The 20,565-nt window shown below is 69.7% G+C and carries 18 protein-coding genes; 13 read left to right on the top strand and 5 right to left on the bottom strand.

Going from position 1 to position 20,565, the window contains the following annotated elements; genetic code table 11:
* The first annotated feature begins 124 nt into the window (after positions 1 to 124).
* The 7 genes from H4Q84_RS09555 to H4Q84_RS09525 all read left to right on the top strand — a co-directional run bounded on the left by H4Q84_RS09555 (position 125) and on the right by H4Q84_RS09525 (position 8,072).
* The gene (locus H4Q84_RS09555) at positions 125 to 1,294 is read left to right on the top strand and encodes an ROK family transcriptional regulator (protein ID WP_248583161.1); all 1,170 of its coding nucleotides are present in this window, start codon (positions 125 to 127) and stop codon (positions 1,292 to 1,294) included.
* Entirely contained in the window at positions 1,294 to 2,220 is a 927-nt protein-coding gene (locus tag H4Q84_RS09550) for an ABC transporter permease (RefSeq protein WP_248583160.1), read from the top strand. Before H4Q84_RS09555 ends, H4Q84_RS09550 begins: the two co-directional genes overlap by 1 nt.
* Entirely contained in the window at positions 2,213 to 3,136 is a 924-nt protein-coding gene (locus tag H4Q84_RS09545; protein ID WP_248583159.1) for an ABC transporter permease, read from the top strand. Before H4Q84_RS09550 ends, H4Q84_RS09545 begins: the two co-directional genes overlap by 8 nt.
* A complete protein-coding gene (locus tag H4Q84_RS09540; protein ID WP_248583158.1) occupies positions 3,136 to 4,194 on the top strand; it encodes an ABC transporter ATP-binding protein in 1,059 nt (352 codons plus the stop codon). The genes H4Q84_RS09545 and H4Q84_RS09540 overlap by 1 nt, the downstream gene beginning before the upstream one ends.
* A complete protein-coding gene (locus H4Q84_RS09535) occupies positions 4,172 to 5,179 on the top strand; it encodes an oligopeptide/dipeptide ABC transporter ATP-binding protein (protein WP_248583157.1) in 1,008 nt (335 codons plus the stop codon). Before H4Q84_RS09540 ends, H4Q84_RS09535 begins: the two co-directional genes overlap by 23 nt.
* A gap of 76 nt (positions 5,180 to 5,255) precedes the next feature.
* A complete protein-coding gene (locus H4Q84_RS09530) occupies positions 5,256 to 6,848 on the top strand; it encodes an ABC transporter substrate-binding protein (protein ID WP_248583156.1) in 1,593 nt (530 codons plus the stop codon).
* Between the two features lie 45 nt (positions 6,849 to 6,893).
* Positions 6,894 to 8,072, top strand: coding sequence for a Gfo/Idh/MocA family oxidoreductase (locus H4Q84_RS09525; RefSeq protein ID WP_248583155.1), 1,179 nt, complete (start codon positions 6,894 to 6,896; stop codon positions 8,070 to 8,072).
* A 363-nt stretch (positions 8,073 to 8,435) separates the two neighbouring features.
* Here the strand turns inward: H4Q84_RS09525 and H4Q84_RS09520 are convergent, their stop codons facing one another.
* The 5 genes from H4Q84_RS09520 to H4Q84_RS09500 are packed head-to-tail and all read right to left on the bottom strand — an operon-like array spanning position 8,436 to position 13,176.
* Positions 8,436 to 9,263 (bottom strand): class II fructose-bisphosphate aldolase, encoded by an 828-nt coding sequence (locus tag H4Q84_RS09520; protein WP_248583154.1) that lies wholly within the window; start codon positions 9,261 to 9,263, stop codon positions 8,436 to 8,438.
* 1 nt (position 9,264) lies between these two features.
* On the bottom strand, positions 9,265 to 10,185 hold the full coding sequence (locus tag H4Q84_RS09515) for a hexose kinase (protein WP_248583153.1): 921 nt from the start codon (positions 10,183 to 10,185) through the stop codon (positions 9,265 to 9,267).
* Entirely contained in the window at positions 10,182 to 11,330 is a 1,149-nt protein-coding gene (locus H4Q84_RS09510; RefSeq protein WP_248583152.1) for an N-acetylglucosamine-6-phosphate deacetylase, read from the bottom strand. Before H4Q84_RS09510 ends, H4Q84_RS09515 begins: the two co-directional genes overlap by 4 nt.
* Complete coding sequence (locus tag H4Q84_RS09505; RefSeq protein ID WP_248583151.1) at positions 11,327 to 12,247, bottom strand: ROK family protein; 921 nt, start codon at positions 12,245 to 12,247, stop codon at positions 11,327 to 11,329. The genes H4Q84_RS09510 and H4Q84_RS09505 overlap by 4 nt, the downstream gene beginning before the upstream one ends.
* Positions 12,244 to 13,176 carry an SIS domain-containing protein gene (locus H4Q84_RS09500; protein ID WP_248583150.1) on the bottom strand — a complete coding sequence of 311 codons (933 nt, stop codon included), beginning with the start codon at positions 13,174 to 13,176 and terminating at the stop codon, positions 12,244 to 12,246. The genes H4Q84_RS09505 and H4Q84_RS09500 overlap by 4 nt, the downstream gene beginning before the upstream one ends.
* Positions 13,177 to 13,383: 207 nt before the next feature.
* On the opposite strand from H4Q84_RS09500, the gene H4Q84_RS09495 reads away from it, so the two are divergent.
* Genes H4Q84_RS09495 through H4Q84_RS09470 form a run of 6 tightly spaced genes read left to right on the top strand, consistent with a single transcriptional unit; the run spans position 13,384 to position 20,562 of the window.
* The gene (locus H4Q84_RS09495) at positions 13,384 to 14,781 is read left to right on the top strand and encodes an ABC transporter substrate-binding protein (RefSeq protein ID WP_248583149.1); all 1,398 of its coding nucleotides are present in this window, start codon (positions 13,384 to 13,386) and stop codon (positions 14,779 to 14,781) included.
* 18 nt (positions 14,782 to 14,799) lie between these two features.
* Positions 14,800 to 15,771 carry a sugar ABC transporter permease gene (locus H4Q84_RS09490; protein ID WP_248583148.1) on the top strand — a complete coding sequence of 324 codons (972 nt, stop codon included), beginning with the start codon at positions 14,800 to 14,802 and terminating at the stop codon, positions 15,769 to 15,771.
* 14 nt (positions 15,772 to 15,785) lie between these two features.
* A complete protein-coding gene (locus H4Q84_RS09485) occupies positions 15,786 to 16,721 on the top strand; it encodes a carbohydrate ABC transporter permease (RefSeq protein ID WP_248583147.1) in 936 nt (311 codons plus the stop codon).
* A 9-nt stretch (positions 16,722 to 16,730) separates the two neighbouring features.
* Positions 16,731 to 17,831 (top strand): sn-glycerol-3-phosphate ABC transporter ATP-binding protein UgpC, encoded by a 1,101-nt coding sequence (ugpC, locus tag H4Q84_RS09480; RefSeq protein WP_248583146.1) that lies wholly within the window; start codon positions 16,731 to 16,733, stop codon positions 17,829 to 17,831.
* On the top strand, positions 17,828 to 19,774 hold the full coding sequence (locus tag H4Q84_RS09475) for a DUF5107 domain-containing protein (RefSeq protein WP_248583145.1): 1,947 nt from the start codon (positions 17,828 to 17,830) through the stop codon (positions 19,772 to 19,774). Before ugpC ends, H4Q84_RS09475 begins: the two co-directional genes overlap by 4 nt.
* Positions 19,771 to 20,562: a DeoR/GlpR family DNA-binding transcription regulator gene (locus tag H4Q84_RS09470; protein ID WP_248583144.1), complete on the top strand. Its 792-nt coding sequence runs from the start codon at positions 19,771 to 19,773 to the stop codon at positions 20,560 to 20,562. Before H4Q84_RS09475 ends, H4Q84_RS09470 begins: the two co-directional genes overlap by 4 nt.
* Positions 20,563 to 20,565 lie beyond the last annotated feature (3 nt).

Genomic DNA, 20,565 nt, shown 5'->3' with positions numbered 1-20,565 from the left:
CGTGACCCATCTCACATGCCGGAAGGGCTGTTGACCCACGGGCAGTGTGTCGCCCACCTTGGTTCCGAAACCAGTTATGAATCCTCTTTCGTAACTGTCGCCACCAAGCAAGGGAGACGCGTCGGTGACCAGCCCGCGCCACGTGCCCACGTCGAGCTCGCTGGCCATGTGCCTGGCCGCCATCCGTGGCCTCGGCGAGGCGACCGTCTCCGACATAGCGAGCGACACGGGGCTCTCGCGCCCCACCGTCGAGGCCGTGCTGGCCCAGCTGGCCGACGGCGGAGTCGTCGAGCACGCCGACCACCCCGTCCAGCCGCACGGCGGTGGCCGACCGGCACGACTCTCCCGCTTTCGAGCCGACCGCGGGCTTGTCGCTGGTCTTGACATCGTCGGGCCGTCGGTCGAGGTCGTCGTCACCGACCTGGCAGGCCGCCGGGTCGCCGCCAGCTCTGGCCAGCACCCGAGCCCCCGCTCGGCGGCCCCCGAGCCTGAGCTCGTCCGCACCGCGCTGTACGAGACGATGCGGGAGGCCGGGCTGGACTGGTCACTGCTGCGGGCCGTGGGGGTCGGGATGGCCGGCCTGGTCCAGCCCGACGGCACGGCCCTCACTTCCCCGCTGGTCGCGCCGTGGGTGGGAATCAACGTCACCGATGCGTTGCGGGCCGCGCTCGGCGTGCCGCTGACGCTCGACAACGACCTCAGCCTCGCCGCGCTCGCCGAGTCTCGGCTCGGCGCTCTGGCCCAATCTCGGGTCGGGGTCTACGTCCAGACCTGGCACCACGTGTCCGCGCGCGTGACGATCCACGGCGAGGTCCTCAGGGGGCGCCACAACCGTGCCGGGGAGGTCGGCCTGCTGCACTCCTTCTCCGACATCGACATTCCCCGGGGCGACCTCGCGATCGCCATGCCTCCGGTCGACGACGCCCTCGAGCGCCTGCACACCCACCCGGCAGACCCCGTGGGGCGCGAGGCCCTCGGCCGCATCAGCGCAGCCATGACCCCGGCTGTCGCTGCCCTCGTCCTCACTGTCGACCCTGACGTCGTCGTGCTCGGTGGGCCCTTGAGCCGGCACGCGGATCTCATCTCGCCCGTCCTCACCCCGCTCGTCAACGACTTCAGCGACGGCGTCGACCTGGACGTCCTGATCACTGGCAGCGAGCTCGCCGGTCGCGCCGTGGCAGTCGGCGCCACCCTCCAGGCGTTCGCGGACTTCTCACAGCAGATCTACGGCACCGCAGGCGTTGTTCCTCCGGAGCTCGATCTCGAGGGACAAGCTCCCGGGAGGCTCGTCTGATGCTCAGATACGCCGCCAAGCGGATCCTGTTCATGATCCCCACGGTCATCGGGTCGACGTTCCTCGTCTACCTGCTGGTCTTCCTCGTTCCCGGAGACCCGGTCCTGTCACTCGCCGGCGACAAGCGGCTGTCGCCCGCGAGCATCGCGGCCATCCGGGACCAGTACAACCTCGACGACCCGTTCTTCGTTCAGTACGTCAAGTACCTCGGGAACGTGCTGCACGGCGACTTCGGGCGGGACTTCAACAACAACTCCGTCTCGACCCTCATCCGCACGGCGCTGCCCTACACGATCGCGCTGGCCCTCACAGCCTTCATCCTCAAGCTGGTCATCGGCTTGTCGCTGGGGGCCTGGGCCGGACTGCGGAAGGGTGGGTTGCCGGACAAGATCAACCTGGTCTTCACGATCTTCTTTCTCGCGGTGCCGGGGTTCCTCATCGCCTACTTCGCGCAGTACTTCGTCGGCATCAAGCTCGGCCTGTTCCCGATCTCCGGACCGAGGCTGGGCTACCCGATCGCCTTCATCATGCCGGCGCTCGTGCTCGCGCTCGAGACGGCTTCACCGCTCGCCCGGTTGACTCGTACCAGCCTGGTCGACGTGCTGCGCTCGGGCTACATCGTCACCGCTCGGGCCAAGGGCGCCTCACCGAGCCGCGTCATCTGGCGGCACGCCCTTCGCAACGCGTCCCTGCCCGTGGTCACCTATCTCGGCCTGAGCCTTGCCAGCCTGCTCGGCGGCTCGGTACTGATCGAGACGATCTTCAACCTGCCCGGCCTCGGCGGGACGCTGTCCACCGCCATCGGCGCCCAGCAGGGACCGGTCGTGGTCGGCGTCTCGGTCTTCCTCCTGCTCTTCTACCTGGTCGCCGCGCTCGCCGTCGACCTGCTCTACCCGATCATCGACCCGAGGGTCCGCCATGCCTGACATCGACGAGTCCGAGCTCACCACCCAAGGCGTCGCCGTCCCGACCACGTCGCCGCGTGTCAGCGCCCGCCGCGGCCTCGTCGCCGACGGGCTCAGCCAGATCTGGCGTCAGCCGTTCACCCTCCTGGCGCTGCTCATCATCACTGTTGTCGGCCTCATGGCCGTCGTTCCCCAGCTCGTCACCCGGATCGACCCGCGCGACTGCAGCCTCGCCGACTCGCGTCTCGGACCGAGAGGGGGCCACCCCTTCGGCTATGACATGCAGGGGTGTGACTACTTCAGCAACGTCGTGCACGGTGCCCGCACCTCGCTCGAGGTGGGTGTCCTGGTCGCCCTGCTCACCTTCGTCATCGCCCTGGTGGCCGGCTCGCTGGCCGGCTACTTCGGCGGCCTCGTCGACACGGTGGTGTCCCGGCTGGCCGACATCATCCTCGGCGTACCCGTCGCCATCGCCAGTCTGGTGATCCTCTACCAGTTCCAGTCCCGCTCCGTCTGGACGATCGTCATGGTGCTGGTGCTCTTCAGCTGGGCCGGCACGATGCGCTACCTGCGCGGCCAGGTGCTCCAGGTCAAGCAGCTGGAGTACGTCCAGGCGGCCCGGGTCCTCGGCGTCGGCAACCTGCGCATCTTGTGGCGGCACGTGCTGCCCAACGCGATCACCCCGCTCATCGTGATGACGACCCTCAGCGTGGGCGCCGGGATGACGGCCGAGGCCGGCTTCTCCATCCTCGGTGTGGGCATCAGGCTCCCCGCCTTCTCATGGGGCCTGCAGATAGCCGCCGCCAGCACCGACGGCAACTGGCAGGTCGCGCCGCACTTGATGCTCTTTCCCGCGTCCATGCTCGCGCTAACCACGCTCGCCTTCGTCGTCCTCGGCGAGAGCCTGCGCGACGCCCTCGACCCCAGGAGCCGTTGATGTCCCCGCTGCGGACCGCCACCGCGACCACCGCCCGGCGCGAGCCCGCCCCCGCGGGCGGACCGACCCTGCTCGAGGTACGCAACCTCGGCGTCGAGTTCCGCACCCGCCAGGGCGCATTCACCGCGATCGACGACCTCTCCTTCACCATCGGCCCGGGCAAGACCCTGGCCGTGCTCGGCGAGTCCGGCTCCGGCAAGAGCGTCACGGCGAAGGCGATCATGGGCATCCTCCCGCGCCCGCCCGCCCGGGTCACGCAGGGCGAGATCCTCCTCGAGGGGGTCGACCTCCTCTCCTTGCCGCGCAAGAAGTTCCGCACGGTCCAGGGCGCGCGCATCTCGATGGTCTTTCAGGACTCCTTGACCTCGCTCAACCCGGTCGTCCCTGTGGCCAAGCAGGTCGCCGAGCTCTACAAGATCCACCGTGGTGCAAGCAACCGCGACGCGATGACCGCAGCCGTCGACATGCTGCGCGCCGTACGCATCCCCGATGCGGCGAACCGGGCCAAGGACTACCCCTTCCAGTTCTCCGGCGGCATGCGGCAGCGGGTGATGATCGCGATGGCGCTCGCGCTCGACCCGCAGCTGCTCATCGCCGACGAGCCGACCACCGCCCTCGACGTCACCGTCCAGGCGCAGATCCTCGATCTCCTCGGCGAGCTCCAGGCCGACCGCGGCATGGCACTGATGCTGATCACCCACGACCTCGGGGTCGCCGGCCAGATCGCCGAGCAGGCCCTGGTCATGTATGCCGGCGGTCTCGCCGAGCTCGCCCCCATGGCCGAGCTGATGGAACGGCCCGCCCACCCGTACTCCCGCGGACTGCTCGGCTCGATCCCCGGTCCGGAGCACAAGGGCCACGAGCTGCCGACGATCCCGGGCCTGCCCCCGCAGCTCGACGCGCGGCCGCTGGGCTGCTCGTTCAGCCCTCGCTGCGAGTTCGTAACCGACATCTGTCGCGTGGAGGCACCCGCCCTGCGGCACGTCGCCCCCGGCCGCACGGCCGCCTGTCACCACTGGGAGGAGGTGGTCTCCCATGACGCTGCTCTCGCTCGATGACGTCCGGCAGACCTACAAGCCGAAGGGATCGACGTTCCACCGCGCCAGCGGACTCGTGCGAGCCGTGGACGGCGTGACCCTCAAGATCGTCGCGGGCGAGACAGTCGGCCTGGTCGGCGAGTCCGGCTGCGGCAAGTCCACGCTCGCCCGGATGATGGTCGGCCTCGAGGACCCGTCCGAGGGCAGCGTGGCCTTCGAGGGCCGCGATCTAGCCACGCTCTCGCGGGCCGAGCGCAAGGCATTCCACCGCAACGTCCAGCTGATCTTTCAGGACCCGCACGCCTCGCTCGACCCGCGGCGCACCGTCGGCGACTCGATCGCCGAGGGGATCCACACCCACCATCTGCTCCGCTCCGCACAGGTCCCGGCCCGCGTGGAGGAGCTGCTCGGCGAGGTGGGTCTCGACCCGCGTCACGCCGAGCGCTACCCCCACGAGTTCTCGGGCGGCCAGCTGCAGCGGATCGGCATCGCCCGGGCGCTGGCGGTCGACCCCAAGCTGCTCGTCTGCGACGAGCCCGTCTCAGCGCTCGACATCTCGGTGCGCGCGCAGGTGCTCAACCTCCTCGGACGACTCAAAGAGACCCACGGGCTCGCGATCCTCTTCATCGCCCACGACCTCGACGTCGTCCAGCACGTCTCGGACCGGATCGTGACGATGTACCTCGGCAAGGTCGTCGAGGAGGGCCCGTGCCACGCGGTCTACTCCCACTCCGGACACCCCTACACCCGGGCCCTGCTCTCGGCGATCCCGAAGAAGCTCCCGCCCGGCCAGCGCATCGACCGGGTCGTGCTCGAGGGTGATCCGCCCTCGCCGATCGACCCACCGCCCGGCTGCCCCTTCCACACGCGGTGCTACACGGCGCGGCCCGACTGCGCCACGACCGTCCCCGAGCCGGTGCTCCTGTCGGCGGGGAACAGTGCTCGATGCCTGCTGGCCGAAGAGGTCAGCAGGTCCCAGGTCGGTCTCCCCTTCGAGAACGCCTGACTCCACCGCACCATCACCGGCCCACCCCGGGCCACCACACCGACCCCCACCACCACATCGAAGAGGAACGACCCCCATGAAGAAGTCCACCCAACTCCTCGCGTTGACCGCGACGGCGACGCTGGCGCTGTCCGGTTGCAGCCTCGACGGCGGCTCCAGTGACTCGCCCGACGCAGGCAGGAACAGGGCCATCTCGGCGGTCCAGATCAGCTCTTCGGGGCAGATCGAGCGCATCACCGGCCCGCAGAACCCCGGCAGCCAGATCGGCATGGGCCTGTGCGAGCCGCTCACGGGGATCAAGGAGGACGGCACCATCTTCATGCGCGCGGCCGAGAGCGTGGAGAGCACCGACCAACGCACCTGGACGGTCAAGATCCAGCCCGACCGCACCTTCTCCGACGGCACGCCCATCACCGCGAAGACCTGGGTCGACTCGTTCAACTTCTCCGCCCTCGGCTCCAACGCCATGGCCGGCAACTACGCCTTCATCGACATCGAGGGGTACGACGACCTCAATCCCAGCGATGGCAGCAAGCCCAAGGGCAAGACCCTCTCGGGGCTCGAGCTGGTCGACGACACGATGTTCACCCTCACCATGAACAAGCCCTACAACGACGTCCCCTACCTGCTCTCCACCCTGCCCTACTGCCCGATGCCCGAGTCCGGGTTCGCCGACCCGATCGCCTACGACAAGTTGCCCATCGGCAACGGCCCCTACACGCTTACCAAGCTCGACCCCCAGGTCGAGGCCATCGAGGAGCTGGACCCCAACTACCAGGGCTGGGTGCCCGAGGGCGCGGCCGAGAAGATCACCTTCAAGGTCTACCGCGACGCCAACACCGCCTACCAGGACGTCGTGGCCGGCAACGTCGACATCCTGCGCAGCCTGCCGCCGGGCCTGGTCGCGCAGGGCAAGAACTCCCTCGGCGAGGAGGGTCTGACCGCCATCGCGAGCAACACCCTCGAGACCTACATCTCCTGGCCGACCTATCTCGACGACACCTTCCCCCAGGAGGTCCGCGAGGCCTTCTCGATGATCGTCGACCGCAACGCGATCGCTGAGAAACTCTTCCTCGGGTCGAGCCTGGGTGCGCGCTCGCTGATGCCGGACTCCGTCGCTGCCTACCGCGAAGACGCCTGCGAGACCTGCACATACGACCCGGAGAAGGCCAAGAGCCTGATTGAGCAGGCGGGCTTCACCGGGTCGATCCCACTGACCTACGACGCGGCCAACACGACGGACGCCTCGACGGCCCTGGCGATCTCCAACGAGGCCAGGAAGATCGGTCTCGACGTCGAGCCCCGCCCGGTTGCGGGCAACGCCCTCGGCGAGCAGATCAACAACTACGAGCTCGAGGGTCCGACCATCCAGCTGTGGGGCTCATCCTTCCCCTCCGCCTCCGAATGGGTCGCCTCGATCCTGGTCGACGCCAACTACCACCTGAAGTACGCCAACCCGACGGCCACCAAGGAGGTCGCCGCAGCCTGGGCCGCCAAGAGTCCGGAGGAGGCGACCCCGCACTGGCAGGCCGCCGAGGACGCGATCCTCGCTGACCAGGTGCTCCAGCCGCTCTACTACCAGGTCATGTACATCGCCCACAAGGACTGCGTCGACCCGGCGAGCGCCGGCGGCGACATGCAGATCTACCGCAGCAACGTCACCTGCTGACCTTGTTCACGATCGTCTCCGACTCACCACCGAAGGAACGTACACATGACTGATGCCCGTATCGGGATCGTCGGCTTCGGGCTGCGATCCAGCCTCGCAGCCGTCGCACACCAGCCCGGCGAGGGCCGCCGCGTCGTCGCTGTCTGCGACATCGACGAGCGCGGCCGGCAGGATGCCGTCACCATGCTCGGCAACGAGGTCGAGGTCGTCTCCGACTTCGACGACCTGCTCAAGATCGACCTGGACGCCGTGCTCGTCCTCACCCCGGACCACCTCCACGCCGAGCACGCGGTCCGCTGCCTCGAGGCGGGGGTCGCCACCTTCCTCGAGAAGCCGATGGCGACCACGATCGAGGACGCCGACGCGATCCTCGAGGCTGCCTACCGCACCGGCACCCGGCTCTACATCGGCCACAACATGCGGCACATGCCCGTGATCACGGCGATGCGAAACGCGATCGAAGCTGGCCGGATCGGCGAGGTCAAAGCGGTGTGGTGCCGCCACTTCGTCTCGACCGGTGGCGACTTCTACTTCAAGGACTGGCACGCCGATCGGAGCAAGACGACTGGCATGTTGCTCCAGAAGGGTGCCCATGACATCGACGTCATCCACTGGCTGGCCGGTGGCTACTCGATCCGCGTGGCCGCTGTGGGATCGCTCAGCGTGTACGGCGACATCGCCGACCGTCGGGACAACAGCGACCGTCGGATGTGGGACTGGTACTCCACCGACAACTGGCCCCCGACCGCGCAGAAGGAGATGTCGCCCGTCCTGGACATCGAAGACATCTCCATGGCCAACATGGTCCTCGACAACGGCGTCCTCGCGTCCTACCAGCAGTGCCACTTCACACCCGACTACTGGCGCAACTACACGGTCATCGGCACCGAGGGACGGCTCGAGAACTTCGGTGACGACACCGACGCTGTCGTCAAGCTGTGGAACACCCGCTCCGACAGCTATCGCGAGGTTGCGGACGAGATCATCCCCGTCCCGGCAGCCGAGGGTGGCCACGGCGGCGCGGACCCGATGCTGATCGACGAGTTCGTCCGGTTCGCCATTGCGGGCGGCGACACCATGACCTCACCGGTCGCAGCGCGCAACTCCGTCGCGGCCGGGGTCAGTGGGACCCTCTCGCTGCGGACTGGAGGCGGCGCCGTAGAAGTGCCTCCGTTGCGCCCGGAGGTCCTTGCCTACTTCGCAGCAGGCCAGACCCGCAGCTGAGGTAGTCCATTGCTCCGGCGCTCGAACAATCACCTTCCGGATCCTCATGCCGTCCATCGCCCGAACCACTGCCCGTCTGCCCTCGCGGCGGCCTCCAGGTCGGCCTTGGAGATGTCGGGCCACACCGCAGGGGGCCCCGGACCTTGCCCTGGATCTGGACGACGGCAGTGACCGAGTCCTCGACCACCAGCGCCTCGTCGACGACCGACCATCCGGCGCGGGCGACGGTCGGCTGGTGACCCAGGCGTGACGCATCGACGGCCTCGCGCACGGCCGGGTCCGGGGTAGTCCGGGGCAAAATGTACCTGCGAGAGCCTGGGGAGGTGTGATTTGCCCCGGACTACCCGCCCAAACCGGCGGGGCTCAGGCGAGGAGCCGCAGCAACCGCTCGACCTCGCGCGCGACGGCGGATCGGCCGGGGCCGAGGTACTTGCGTGGGTCGACCAGCGACTCGTCGGCCAGCGCGGCCCGCACAGCTGACGCCATCACCACATTGAGATGGGTGGCGATGTTGACCTTGCGCATGCCGTGCCGCACGGCGCTGCGGAGCCCCTCGTCAGGCACGCCCGACGAGCCGTGCAGCACCAGCGGCACCGGTGTCGCGGCAGCGATGGCGGCGATCAGTTCGTCGTCGAGCACGGCGTCGCGGGTGAGCATGGCGTGGCTCGAGCCGACGGCGACGGCAAGCGCGTCGACGCCGGTCGTCGCGACGTACGCCGCTGCGTCGGCGGGATCGGTACGCACCCCCGGAGCGTGGACGCCGTCCTTGCCACCGATCTCGCCCAGCTCGGCCTCGACCCAGACGCCGGCGCTGTGCGCCTCGGCCGCGATCGCGGTCGTCGTGGACACGTTGGCCGCGTGGTCCAGCGCAGAGGCGTCGTACATCAGCGAACCGATGCCCAGGTCGATCGCCTGACGGACCAGGTCGGGACGGGTGGCGTGGTCGAGGTGTACGACGACCTCGGCGGCCGACTCCTCCGCGATCGCCAGCGCAGCGCGGGCGATGGGAGCGAGCGAGCCGTGGTAGGCCACCGTGTTCTCGGAGATCTGCACGATCACCGGCCGGCCTGCCGCCTCGGCGCCGGCGACGATCGCCTCGGCGTGCTCGATCTGGATGACGTTGAACGCGCCCAGCGCGCACCCGTCGGCCACGGCGGCCTTGGCGATGTCGGACATGCGGACGAGCGGCATCTCAGGCCCTCTCGGTGATCGGAACCAGGGGAGTGACGACGACGCGGCCCTGCCAGGCGCGCATCAGGTGTTCGTCGACCGCGCCGGCGACCGGCGAGGCGACGGCTGCGGCGGACACCACGACGGCGTCGGCGGCGAGGTCTTCGGGAGGGGTGCCGGTGGCGAGGCCGCGCGCCACCGCGGCGGCTGCGGCGTCACCCGCTCCGGTCGGGTTGCCGGCCACGGGCTCCGGAGGCACAGCTGCCCACGACCCGGCGATGGTGGTGACCACCAGCCCCTCGGCACCACGCGTCGCGATGACCGCACCGACGCCGGAGTCGACGAGCCGCCGCGAGGCAGCAACCAGGTCAGCAGAGCCGCCGGACAACTCGGCCAGCTCGTCCACGTTGGGCATCAGCACCACGCCCGGCACCTGTGCGGCGGCGAGCAGCGCAGGGCCGGACGTGTCGACCAGCACGGGTACGCCGCGGCGTACCGCCCTGGTTGCGAGGTCGGCGTACGTGGTCGGCGGCAGGCCGGGCGGCAGGCTGCCCGACAGCACCAGGCAGGTCGCGCCGACCAGCAGTGTGTCGACGTGCGCGCGCAACCGGGCGCCAGCGCCTTCGGGGACGGCCGCGCCGGGTTCCCAGAGCGAGGTGGTGCGACCGGGCTCGACCACGGCGAGGGTACGACGCACGTGCGGCAGCGCGGTCACGAAGCTCTCGTTGACGCCGAGCGCGGCCAGGTCGGCGGCGAACGCAACCGACGACAGACCGGTGGCAATGACGGGCTCGCCGAGCTGGGTCAGCACGGCGGCGACGTTGACACCCTTGCCGCCGGGCCGCTGGTGCACGGTCTCTACGCGGTGCACGTCGCCGGGAGTCAGAGAAGGCAGCTCGTAGGTGACGTCGTACGCCGGGTTGGCGGTGACCGTGACGATCACCGGACCCGCTCCCCACCGCGCAGCACGCCGGTCACGGTCCAGCTGTCGTCGAGGATGACCAGGTCGGCGCGCAGCCCGGTGGCCAGCCGGCCGCGGTCGGCCAGCCGGAGCAGCCGGGCCGGGGTGGCCGAGGCAGCGCGGATCGCGCGGGCCGGGTCGATGCCCGCCTGGAGGATGCACCGGCGTACGACGTCGGCCAGCCGTGCCGTCGAGCCGGCGATGGACGCCGGCTCGGTGATCGTGCGGGCGACACCGTCGGTGACCCGGACCTCCAGCGGACCGAGCTTGTAGGAGCCGTCGGGCATCCCGGCCGCCGTCATCGCATCGCTGACCAGGACGACGCGGTTGTGGGTGTCGAGGTCGAAGACAAGGGCCACCGTCTCGTCGGTGAGGTGGATGCCATCGGCGATGAGCTCGACATGGGTGCCGCCGCGGGCCAGCGCGGCCAGGCTTGCGGCGACCGGGCCGGGCGCCCGGTGGTGCATGGGCGCCATGCCGTTGAAGAGGTGGGTGACCAGCGAGACCGACGACGTGGCGAGCGCGCGACCGAACGTGGCCACGTCGGCATCGGTGTGCCCGATCGCCACCAGGGCGCCGTGCTCGGCGATGAGCCGGGAGACGGCGTCGGCCCCGTCGAGCTCCGGAGCGATCGTCACCATCCGGACGGTGCCGCGGCCGGCCGAGAGCCAGCCCTGCACCAGCTGCCGGTCGGGTGCAAGCAGCAGCGAGGGCTCGTGTGCGCCGCAGTGGCCATGGCCCAGGAACGGGCCCTCGAGGTGGCTGCCGATGATGGACGACCCGCTTGCCGCGACCTCGGCGATCGCCGCGACGCCGGCAGTGATGTCGTCGGGCTCGGCGGTGACGAGGCTGGCCAGCATGGTGGTGGTGCCGTGGCGGAGGTGGTGACGGGCGACCTCGTCGATGTCGGCACGCACGCCAGCGGTGACGGAGCTGCCGCCACCCCCGTGGCAGTGGATGTCGATGAACCCGGGGGCGATGGTGCCGACCTGCGTGGGGGCGGCGCCGGACCAGCCGCTCGTCGGTCCGACGTAACCGAACCGTCCGCCGACGATCTCGAGGACGCCGTCGTCGATGACCTCGTCGAGCAGCACCAGCCGGCCGCCGAGGACCGTCGCCCGCTTCACGACGTCGCCCAGGGTTCGCGGGCGAGCAGTGCGGCGCCGACCACGCCGCCGCGGTCGCCGAGCTCGGCGACCGTGATGTGCGGCGGCTCGACGACGCGGGTGCGGGCACGCACTGCGGCAGTCAGGGGAGCGACCAGGTCGTCACCGGCCACCCCGAGCCCGCCGCCGATGACGACCAGGGCCGGGTTGGCGACCAGTGCCAGCAGGGAGATCGCGTCGGCCAGCGCCTCGATCGCCTCCTGCCAGACCTCACGGGCCACCGGATCGGAGTCGAGGCGGGCCACCACGTCGGCAGCGCCGGTCACGGCGACACCCGAGCGGGCGGCGTACAGACGGGCGATCGACGACGCGGACGCAACCGTCTCGAGGCAGCCGTCGGCACCGCACGCGCATGGGTTGCCGGGCCGGACCGGCACGTGCCCGATCTCGGTGACCTCACCGTGCGCACCTGTGACGAGCCTGCCGTCGACGACCAGGGCCGCGGCGATGCCGGTGCCGATCACGACGAAGCCGACGTAGGTCTCTCCGCGCCCGGCGCCCTGGCGCATCTCGGCGACCGCTGCGGAGGCCACGTCGTTCGCGAGCCGCACAGGCGTGCCCCACCGCTCGGAGAGCGGGGCGGCCATGACGAGGTCGCGCCAGCCGATGTTGGAGGAGTACGTCGCGATGCCCTGCGCCGCGTCGACCAGCCCGGGCACCACGACACCGGAACCGACCACGTCGGCGTCGAGGCCGGCGACGTGCGTCAGCAGGGCATCGCCGACCTCCGCGATGGCGCCGAGTGTCTTGTCGCCCTTGGGCGTCGGCTGCCGGACGCGAGTAAGGACGAGCCCGTCAGCGTCGACGAGCTCGCCCTTGATGCTGGTGCCGCCGACATCGATCGCGATCACGAGGTCGCCGGCGTGGGTGGGGTTCACGAGTCAAGGATGATGGATCGGGTCAGGTTGCGGGGTGCCCCGGCGTCCAGCCCGCGGTCGGCCGCCCGGAGCAGGCACAGCCGGTGCACCATCACGATGTCGGCCATCGCGTCGCGGTCGCTGCTGATCAGGTGGGCGCCGGTGACCTCGAGGTCACGCGCGAAGTCGGGCACCAGCGGGCCGAGCGCCCACACCACGCGGCCAGGGGCCGCGATCGAGATGGGGCCGTGGCGGTACTCGGTCATGTAGTAGGACTCGGTCCACGACTGGGTGGACTCCTTGAGCTTGAGCGCGGCCTCCTCGGCCAGGCCGAACGTCCAGCCCATGCCGACGAAGGTGATCTGGTCGGCCGCGCGCGCCTCGGCCAGGTGGGTGCTGGTGAGCTCGTCGTCGGTCAGCGCGAGTACGGCGCGCGCGTCGGCCACCGCCGCCGTGAGGTCCTGGCCCAGGTGAGCCCGGAAGAGCGCGAGCGTCGTGGTGGCGATGCGGGTCTGCACGACCGCTTGCTCGTCGTACGCCGACATGTCGATCACGTCGCCGAGCTCGACGATCGGGGTGCTCATGTCACCGGTGATGACGGTGACCTTCGCGCGGTCCTTGACGCCCTCAAGGGCGCGCAGGACCTCGGTGGTGGTGCCGGAGCGGCTGATGCCGATCACCCGGTCGTAGTCGCGACCGAGCAACGGGTCGCCGCCCGGCATGGCGTCGGTCTCGCCCTGGCCGAGGGACTCGCGCAGCGCGGCGTACGCACGGGCGACGTAGAGGGAGGTGCCGCAGCCGACAACGGCGACGCGCTCACCCGGCTCGGGCAGCAGCGCCGCGTGGGCCAGCGCGAGATCGGGGGCGTCGAGCCAGTTGTCGGGCTGGGTCGCCGTCTCGGCGGCCATCGGCGAGGACTGGCGGGCGGAGGTGTCGGTCACGATGCTCACGGGTTCAATCGTGAGAGTTGTGATCGTACTTGTCAAGACTCTTGACATATCGGTCAAGCACGATCACGCTGACGGGTGTTCGAGCCGTTTGTGTGATCTGGATCATCCTGAGTCAGGGCGCGCTGACTGCTGAGTTATGACGAATTTCATCACAACTGCGCACGGGTCTACCCCACGGGACCGGGCGCGAGAGCGGAGAAGAGCACCATGGTGGACATCACCCGAGTCATGCGTCGCGGCTACCGGGCAGGCATCGCGGTCACCGCGGTCGGCGCCCTCTCGATCACCCTGGCCGCGTGTGGTCAGCAGACCGACACCGAGTCGAGCAGCGCCAGCCGCGACTGCCCGGCCATCGCTGAGAAGCCCGCCGAGGGCAACGGCAAGATCGTCTACTGGTCGATGTGGACCAAGGGCGAGCCCCAGCAGGAGGTCCTGCAGAAGACGTTCGACTGCTTCACCGAGCAGACCGGTGTCGAGGTCGACGCCCAGTGGTTCGGCCGCACCGTGCTGACCCAGAACGTCGCCCCGTCGCTCAACACCGACGACGTGCCCGACCTGATCGACCAGGACATCAGCCAGGTCCAGGCCGCGGTCGCCGGTCCCGGTGGCCTCCAGGACGTCTCCGACGTGATGGACATGAAGGTCAGCGAGGGTGACAGCACCGTCGCCGACGTGATGCCGGCCAACTACTTCGAGTTCCCCGAGAACAAGCTCACCGACGGCGGCCAGATGCTGGTGCCGTACGAGATGCTCAGCAACGCCTGGTGGTACCAGACCGGCACGGTCGAGGACTTCAAGGCGCCCGAGACCACCGACGAGCTCTTCGCCCTGTTCGACAAGGCGAAGGAGGACGGCACGGCCGCGGTCTCGCAGGACGGCGACATCGACTTCTACAACGCCTACTTCTTCAGCCGCTGGGCCGAGCAGTACGTCGGCTCCGGTGGGCTGCTGGCCGCCGCGCAGGACAAGACGGGTGCCTCCTGGACCGACGACGCCGGCTTCCTCGAGGCCGCCAAGCTGGTCGAGCGCCTCGGCAAGGGTGACTACTTGATCGACGGCTGGGACGCGAGCAAGTTCCCCAACGTCCAGAACCGCTGGGCCGACGGTGACGCTGCCTACCTCTACGTCGGCTCGTGGATCACCTCCGAAGCCGGCGAGTACATCAAGAAGCAGGCCGGTGGTGCCGGCGCCGACGTGGAGTTCGCGTCGTTCCCGATGCCGCTGGCCGACGGCGCCACGCACCCGACGGTCGAGCAGATGCCGATCGGCTTCGGCGTGACCGCCAAGGCCAAGAACGCCGACGCCACAAAGGCGCTCATTGCCTACGCGCTCAACAAGGAGAACATCGAGCCGATCGCAAGCGAGGCGCTCAACCTGGTGCCGCGCAGCGACGTCGACGCTCCTCCGTCGCTCGACGGCGTCAAGCAGGCCCTCGAGGACCCCGAGGCCGAGCCGGCCGTGTTCATGGACGCGGTCGACGGCCAGGCGCCCGACTGGACCAAGGAAGTCTTCTACCCGCTCAACAACCAGCTCCTGAAGGGTGAGATCACCGCCGAGGACTTCGTCAAGCAGATGGCTGCGCAGACCAAGTCGTTCAACTCCTGATCGGATCCAATTCCAGTCATGTCGACGACAATCACGACCGCTCGCGTGTCGGAGTCGGTGTCGGGCTCAACCCGCGCCGACTCCGACCCGGGCGCCTTCGCCCGCGGCAAGCGCCGGATCTTCGCGCCGTTCGTGGTGCCCAGCCTGGTGCTCTACGTGGCCTTCCTGGTGTTGCCGACGATCGCGACGGTGGTGCTCAGCTTCACCAGCTGGAGCGGTGCCGGTGACACGCCCAAGCCCAACGGGGTCGCCAACTACACCGAGCTCGCGTCGTCGTTCCCCGACGGCGCCTTCGCCCGGTCGTTCGTCAACACGCTGATCTACATCGTGGTGGGGGGCGTCGGCACGTTCGTGCTGGCGTTCCTCTTCGCGATGGTGCTGCGCGACATGCGTGCCAACAAGTTCATCCGGGCGATCCTGTTCTTCCCCAACATCGTCGCGCCGCTGGCGCTCGGCATGTACTTCGGCTTCGTGTTCCGCTCGCCCGACGGCCTGGCCAACAACATGCTCGGCATGTTCGGCATCGATTACTTCAAGTTCCTCAGCTCCGACAACGTCACCTACATCGCGATGGCCGGCATCGTCTGGTCGTCGGCCGGCTTCTACATCACCATCATCATGGCGGCGATCGACCGGGTGCCCACCTACCTCTACGAGGACGCCGCCATCGCGGGCGCCACCGCCTGGCAGAAGTTCCGCAGCATCACGCTGCCGCTCACCTGGGACGTCGTCGGCATCGCCGGCGTGCTCTGGACCATCTCCGCGGTCAAGATCTTCGAGCTGGTCTGGGTGCTGGCTGGACCGGGCACCTACTCGCCGCCGGTGAAGACCTGGACGCTCGGAGTCATGGTCTTCGACCGCACGTTCGGCGGCCGTGGCACCCCGCAGTACGGCGTCGCGTGCGCCGTCGCGGTCGTGATGATCCTGCTGGTGAGCCTTTTCGTGCTCCTCCTGCGCCGGTTCATGCGGCGCGAGACGGTGCAGTTCTGATGTCGGGAGAAGACATGACGCAACCTGCCGCCTCGACGGCCATCGTCACGGCCCGCGCGGCCATGCCCCGCAAGGGTCCTCGGCGTCCGAAGGCCGCGCCCGGCACCGAGGGCCTCAGCGTGCTCCGCGTCGTCGGCACCGCCGCGATCTGGGTCTTCACAGCTTTCAACATCTTCATCCTGTACTGGCTGCTGGTGTCGACGTTCAAGACCCCGCGCGAGATCTTCGGGTCGCCGTTCGGCCTGCCCCACGACCTCTTCGCGGTCGGCCGGCCCTTCCGCAACTGGGCCACCGCGTGGGTGACCTCCGACTTCGGCTCGGCCTTCGTCAACACGATCCTGGTGGTGGGGGTGTCGTGCGCGCTGCTGATCGTTGTCGGTTCACCCGCGGCGTACGCCCTGAGTCGCTTCGGCACCCGCGGCTCCGCCGCGATGACGACGTTCTTCGTCATCGGCATCGGGGTGCCGTTCCAGACGATCGTGATCCCGATGTTCGTGGCGATGTCGAAGCTCGGCATCGCCGACAGCCTGTGGGGCCTGACGATCGTGTACGTCGCGCTGTCGCTGCCGTTCACGATCTTCCTGCTCACCGGCTTCTTCGGGTCGCTGCCCGACGAGCTCGAGGAGGCGGCCGCCGTCGACGGGCTCAGCCCGGCCCGCACGTTCCTCACCGTGATGCTCCCGCTGGCCCGCGGCGGCATCATCACCGCGGTCATCCTCAACGCGATCGGGCTCTGGAACGAGACCCTGCTGGCGGTCGTGCTCCTGCGTGACGACACCCAGTTCACGATGTCCCGCGCGCTGTTCACCTTCTACCAGACCATGCAGTACAACTCCGACTACGGCGGCCTGATGGCCGGCGTCGGCCTGGTCGTGCTGCCGATGTTCGTGCTCTACCTGCTCCTTGCCCGCCGCATCATCGAGGGCCTGACCCTCGGCTCCGGAAAGTAGGAATCACCCATGGCAACCGTCAGCTTCAAGGGCGCCACCCGGTTCTACCCCGGCTCTGACCGGCCAGCCGTCGACGCGCTCGACCTGGACATCACCGACGGCGAGTTCCTCGTGCTGGTCGGCCCCTCGGGCTGTGGCAAGTCCACGACCCTGCGCATGCTCGCCGGCCTCGAGGGCATCGACGACGGGCAGGTCTGGATCGGCGACGACAACGTGACCGACCTGGCGCCGTCCAAGCGCGACCTGGCGATGGTCTTCCAAAACTACGCGCTCTACCCGCACATGACCGTCGGGCAGAACATCGGGTTCCACCTCCAGATCGCCAAGATGTCCAAGGACGAGATCGAACGACGCGTGGCCGCCGCGGCCGAGTCGCTCAACCTCACTCCGTACCTCGACCGCAAGCCGGCCAAGCTGAGCGGTGGCCAGCGCCAGCGCGTCGCGATGGGTCGCGCGATCGTGCGCGAGCCTCGGGTGTTCCTGATGGACGAGCCGCTGTCCAACCTCGACGCGAAGCTGCGGGTGCAGACCCGCAGCCAGATCGCCGCGCTGCAGCGCAAGCTGGGCGTCACGACGGTCTACGTCACCCACGACCAGGTCGAGGCGATGACGATGGGCGACCGCGTCGCCGTACTCAAGGACGGCGTGCTGCAACAGGTCGACACCCCCGACGCACTGTTCAACCAGCCGACCAACATCTTCGTCGCAGGCTTCATCGGCTCGCCCGGCATGAACCTCTTCTTGTCTCCGGTCGCCGACGGTCGTGCGGTCGTGGGCGGCCACTCGGTGCCGCTGACGGCCTCGCAGGTGGCGGGCACGGGTCCCGAAGTCGTTGTCGGCGTACGGCCCGAAGGCATGCTGGTCTCGTCGGGCAACGACGGCATCCCCTGCGTCGTCGACGTCATCGAGGAGCTCGGGAGCGATCGCTACCTCTACTGCTCGGGCGACTTCACCACCGTCGACCCCGAGTCCGGTGGTCCCGGCCCGACCGTGCTGACCGCACGCGTGGCTGGCGGCCCCGGCCCGCAGGTCGGCGACAGCATCGTGCTGCGCCCGGTCGACGACAAGGTCCACATGTTCTCGACACTGACCGGCGAGCGTCTGGGGTGAGTGTCCCCGCGCCCGCTCCGTCGACGGCGTACGGCCGCGCGCGCAGCACCAGGCTTCGCGTGACGGGATCCCTGCCCGGACCCGAGAGCACGCTGCCGGCGTTCAGGCCGCTGCGGGCGCTCTCACCGGTCGAGGTCGGACCGGATGCGCCGGCGGGGATGGCCGAACGCGTCGCCTACGGACGGCTCGGGTCGCCGCTGCCCTATGCCCTCCAGAGCGACTACGCGCGCCACGACGAGCGCGTCGAGCTGCCCGCCCTGGAGCTGGCGAACGGGCTGATGACGGCCACCGTGCTGCCGACGCTCGGGGGCCGGGTCTGGTCCCTGTACGACGAGGCGCGGGGCCGCGAGCTGCTGCACGTCAACCCGGTGCTGCGCTTCGCCAACTTCGGGCTGACCGACGCGTGGTTCGCCGGCGGCATCGAGTGGAACCTCGGCTCGACCGGCCACACCAGTCTCTCGTCGCGGCCGATGCATGCGGCCGTACTGCCGGGCGCCGCGGGGGAGTGCGGCGACGTGATCCGGCTCTGGGAGTGGGAGCGCACCCGCGACCTCGTGCTGCAGGTCGACCTGTGGCTGCGCGGCGACCGGCTGATCGCGTCGACGCGCGTGGTCAACCCCGACCCCGAGCCCAAGCCGCTCTACTACTGGACCAACATCGCGGTGCCCGAGACGTCGGAGACCCGCGTGCTCTGCCCGGCCACGCACGCCTGGCGCACCGACTACTCCGGCGAGCTGCGCCGGGTCGACGTGCCGCACCCCGACTCGACTGCCGTCGACATCAGCCGGCCCGGGGCCAGTGCGATGGCGGCCGACTACTTCTTCGAGGTGGCAGAGCAGGAGAGCCGGGTGATCGTCGCGGTCGAGTCCGATGGGCGCGGCTTTGCACAGACGTCCACTGCCGCGCTGAACGGCCGCAAGCTCTTCCTCTGGGGCTCCGGTCCTGGCGGCGCACGTTGGCAGGAGTGGCTCTCGGGCCTCGACTCCGCCTACGCCGAGATCCAGGCCGGCGTGCTGCCCACCCAGCTCGAACACACACCTCTCGCCGGCCGCGCCGAGGTGTCCTGGACCGAGGCGTTCGGCGCCGTCGATCTAGCCCCATCTGACGTCGCAGGCGAGTACGCCGCGGCGAGCGGCCGCGCGGCTGCTGCCGTGCGCATCCCCGAGCTCGAGGACGTGCACGACCAGTGGCGGCGCGAGATCGCCGACCTGTCTGTCGACGCACTCGTGTGCACAGGCTCGGGCTGGGGGCACGCGGAGCTCGGGCTGCGCGGCCTCGACGCCTGTCCCGGCGCCCCGGCACTGACCTTCCCCGAGGTCGATGACGCCAGCGCGGTCGCACTGGCCGTGTTGCGCGGGACCTCGCTGGATGCCGGGGCCGACCGGCTGCCGGTGCCTCCGGTGTCCGACCTCTGGTTCGACCTTCTCCGGCAGGCACCCGCGCATTGGTGGCGTGACCTGGCGCTGGCGGTCAACCACCAGCTGCGCGGTGATCTGGCCGCGGCGCGGGCTGGCTACGAGGCGAGTCTCGCGGCCCGGCCGTCCGCCGTCGCCGAGCGCGGACTCGCCCTGCTCGCCGACGACGTCGACTCGGCTGTCGCGCACTACGCGCGGGCACGCAGTCTCGATCCCGACTCGCGCGGGTTGGCGACGGAGCAGCTGACGCTGCTCATCTGCTGCGGTCGTCCCGACCACGCCCTGCAGGTCATCGAAACCCTGCCGGACGCCGTACGTCGGCACGGGCGGACGCGCCTGCTGGAAGCCGTGGCTCTCACCGATGCCGATCGTGCCGACGAGGCCCGCCTCATCATGGATGATGTCGAGGTGCCCGACCTTGCCGAAGGCGCGCTCGATCTCGGCGACCTGTGGGTCCGGCTCCACCCGGGCCTGCCGCTTCCGCAACGATTGGACTTTCGAATGCATGACGACGGGGCACGCCCATGAGCGAGATCGCCGCCGACCAGGCCACCCGCTGGCGGATGCTGCTCGACGCGCTCGCGGCCCACCAGCGGCTGTCGGTGGCAGAAGCCTCCGAGCTGCTGGGCGTCTCCGCCGCGACCGTACGACGCGACTTCACCGAGCTCGCGCGCCAGCAGCTCGCGACGCGCACCCATGGCGGTGTGGTCGCCACGTCGGTCGCCTACGACCTGCCGGCGCGCTACCGCATCACGACCGACGACCCGCGCGAGCGAATCGCGCGCGAGGCGGCCCTGCGCGTCGAGCCGCGCTCGGTGATCGCGTTCAACGGTGGCACCACCACCAGCGCAGTGGCCCGCCACCTCGCGTCTCGCGTCGACCTACAGAGCGGGTTCGACGCGGTCACCATCGTCACCAACGCCCTCAACATCGCGAGCGAGATGGTGCTGCGGCCGAGCATCCGCACCGTCGTCATCGGTGGCGTCGCGCGGCCCGAGTCCTACGAGCTGCACGGCCCGTTTGCCAGCCGGGTGCTGGCCGACCTGCTCGTCGACCAGCTCTTCCTCGGCGTCGACGGGCTGACCGCCCACGAGGGCGCGAGCTGCAGCCACCTGGGTGAGTCGGGCATCAACTCCGAGATGGTCGGCAAGGCGCAGAAGGTCACTGTCGTGGCGGCCGCCGACAAGCTCGGCAAGGTGACGCTGGCCCGCATCTGCGGCATCGACCAGATCCAGGCGCTCGTCACCGACTCGTCGGCCGACGAGACGGTCGTCGCGCAGCTGCGCGACGCCGGGGTCGACGTCACCCTCGTCTGAGCC

The organism is Nocardioides sp. InS609-2, from assembly GCF_023208195.1.
In the GTDB taxonomy this organism is placed as follows: domain Bacteria; phylum Actinomycetota; class Actinomycetes; order Propionibacteriales; family Nocardioidaceae; genus Nocardioides.
The sequence above is the reverse complement of the archived record's forward strand: the minus strand, read 5'-3'. Positions and strand labels throughout refer to the sequence as shown.